The following is a 3,038-nucleotide window of genomic DNA, read 5'->3' on the forward strand; positions in this document are numbered from 1 at the left end:
TCGTCCAGTTCTTTGTAGGTCAATTGCGTTTCTTCAAATACTATGGCAATATTATTTGGAGTTTTGGCAACTTGTTCTTCAAATAAATCCAGTACCGTTTTACCGGCCGGGTATTCGATTACCGTATTGTTCAGGTCGTAAAGCAAATTTTGCTTTTCTAATTCCGGCAATACAGATTCATTTTTTAAAACAGCATCACCCGAATTGACTAACGTGGCTAAAAAGTTAGTGTAGTACTCTTGCAGTCGCTCTATTGTTAAACCGTATTTTAAGGTTCTTTGCTGATTCCATGATGCTTTTATACCATTTGCAACGGGACGAATGTTTAAGTCGAGGAACGTATTTGTCGCTTCAAAGTTGAGATCTGCAAATCTAAATCCGGTCAGTTTTTCATCCTCCTGTACATTCAAATCATCATAAATATGAAAATCGATATAATTAAAATGTGTATCAAAAAACGGGTTTTCTCCTTTTTTGTTTAGGGAGAAACGGGTTTGCAATTCATTCAGACTGATTCTTTCAAACTGCTTTTGAAGGATCAGCAATTCATTAATTTTCTCTGCAAACGAGCGCGCGCTTCCCTTTGTTTCCTTAATTCTAAAAGGAATGGTATTCAGGAAACAGCCCAATATTTTATCTCCATCTTCCTGTAGAGGCCTGCCGCTGGTGACCAGACCTACAATGATATCGTCGTCGTAAGTCACGGTTTTTAAGGTGTACAGATAAGCCGCAAAGGCTATTGTTTTTAAACTTAAACCCTGAGTCTGGCTAAATTGCAGCAACGAATCATACAATGCTCCTTCAATCGTAAAATCATGTCGTTTTGAGAAATGCTCTTCTGTAAAAATATCCAGCTTTTTATATTCGCTCAGGTTTTCTTTCCAGAAATCATGGTGCTTCTCATTCTTTTTGATGCAATGCTGCTCAAAAACGTAATCCTTGTAGGTAAGTGCTAATTTCTCCGGAACTGCTTCTTTATTCTCTAAAATAGAAAGGTAGATATTATTCAGTTCTGTCATTAACGAAGCCACGCTCCATCCATCCAGTATGGCATGGTGAAATTGAAAAAGAAGGTTGTATTCTTTTTCGGCTGTTTTATAAATTTTCATTCTCCATAAACCCGGTTCTGAAGTCACAAAAGAATTATGAGTTCTTTCCTGCAGCATAAAGTCATTGATGATCGAATAAATTTCCTCCTGAGGATTTGCCGAAAGATCTTCATATCCTAACTCAACGGCTATTTTTTCGTAAACAAGATGCACCGGTGAACTATACTTTTCAATATTATAAGCCGTTCTGAGGATTTCATGCTTTTCAGTTAAAATCGAAATGGCTTTGGTAAATGATTTCTTGTCAAATTGTGCTGTTGGTAATGGAAAAACAAACTGATCGTGATAGACCCCTTTGCTTCGGGTCGCGATAGAACCAAATAACATTCCCAATTCGATATCACTCATTGGATAAATGGAAACTATTTTTTCTTCCGAAAATGGAGCATTCAAACGCTGAGAATTTTCTTTGTTTGTCTGAAGAAATTGTTGCTCTTCAAAAAATTCATACGGATTAAATTCTTTTTCCAGTTTTTCAAATTCTGCTTCAACTTCAGCTTTGATTGCAGCCGGAATCTCGCTTGCTGTTCGTTCTGTTGCTATAGACCATAACTTTTCAATAGATGGCAGGGCGTAGATATCGGCCAGTTTATAATTGATATGAAGCTCTTTATTAATTTTGGCTAAAATTCGTATGGCCCGAATGGAATCGCCACCCAATTCGAAAAAATTATCGGTAATCCCTACCCGATCTATGCCCAGAATATCCTGCCAGATCGTGGCCAGTTTTTCTTCGGTTGGATTTCGCGGTGCAACATATTCACTACGAATAAGATCGTCGCCTCCAATTCCCGGTAAGGCTTTGCGGTCAACTTTGCCGCTTGAAGTCATCGGTAAGTTTTCCAATACTACGTAAAAACCAGGTACCATATATTCGGGAAGTTTTCCCTGCAAATAAGTACGGATGGCCGCTTTGTCTATTTCTGTTTCTCTTTCTAAAAGATAATAGGCCACCAAAACTTTCTCACTGTTTAATTCTTTTGTGGTCGCTACAGCCTGCTGGATGCCGCCATAGGCCATGATGGCGTTTTCAACCTCACCCAGTTCAATCCTGTTCCCTCTTATTTTGACCTGATTGTCGATTCTTCCCATATAATGGATCGAGCCATCGGGTTTCCATTGGGCGATGTCTCCGGTGCGGTACACCTGATACCCTTCTCTAAACGGATCGGCTATAAAGCGCTCTTGTGTAAGTTCAGGAAGATTCAGATAGCCTCTGGCCACCTGTATGCCTGAAATCAATAACTCACCCGGAACACCAAAAGGCTGTAGTTCAAGGGAGTGGTTTACGATATAAATGCTGGTGTTGGCGATGGGTTTCCCAATGCTTACGCCTTCTTTTAAAACGTCAATCTCGCTCAGGTTGATGGCTGTGACATCAATAGCGGCTTCTGTAGGGCCATAAAGATTGTGCAGCTGTGCGTTTGCGAATTTTTCCCTGCATTCCTGTGCCATAAGGGCCGGCAGCTCTTCGCCACTGCACACTATATGCGCTAAACTTTTACATTTTTCACCGTCTGCATCCAAAAGGAAAACCCCTAACATCGAAGGCACAAAATGCACGATCGAAACTTGTTTTTTACTGATGATGTCCTGTAAATAGGCCACATCTTTATGTCCTTCGGGTTTGGCAATGACCAGGGAACTTCCGGTAAGGAAAGGCAGGATCAGCTCCCAAACGGAAACATCGAAGGTATACGGGGTTTTCTGAAGGAAAACTTCTTTATCGTCCACCTCAAGGTATTCTTTCATCCACAATAGACGATTGTACAAGCCTGCATGATGGTTCAGTACGCCTTTTGGATTTCCTGTAGAGCCTGAAGTATAAATACAATACGCCAGCTGATGTACGAGATCCCCGCGTTCAGGCGTTGTGGTGGGATACGAATTCTGAACGGACTTAAATTTGGCAAATTCAGCCTCATTAAT

The 3,038-nt window shown here is 40.6% G+C and carries 1 protein-coding gene; it reads right to left on the reverse strand.

Annotated elements, in window-relative coordinates:
• Positions 1-3,038: non-ribosomal peptide synthetase (locus tag GJU43_RS22625; RefSeq protein ID WP_154344172.1), on the reverse strand; the 3,038-nt coding region annotated here is incomplete at both ends.

The sequence above is a fragment of the Flavobacterium sp. LC2016-23 genome (genome assembly GCF_009674775.1).
In the GTDB taxonomy this organism is placed as follows: Bacteria; Bacteroidota; Bacteroidia; order Flavobacteriales; family Flavobacteriaceae; genus Flavobacterium.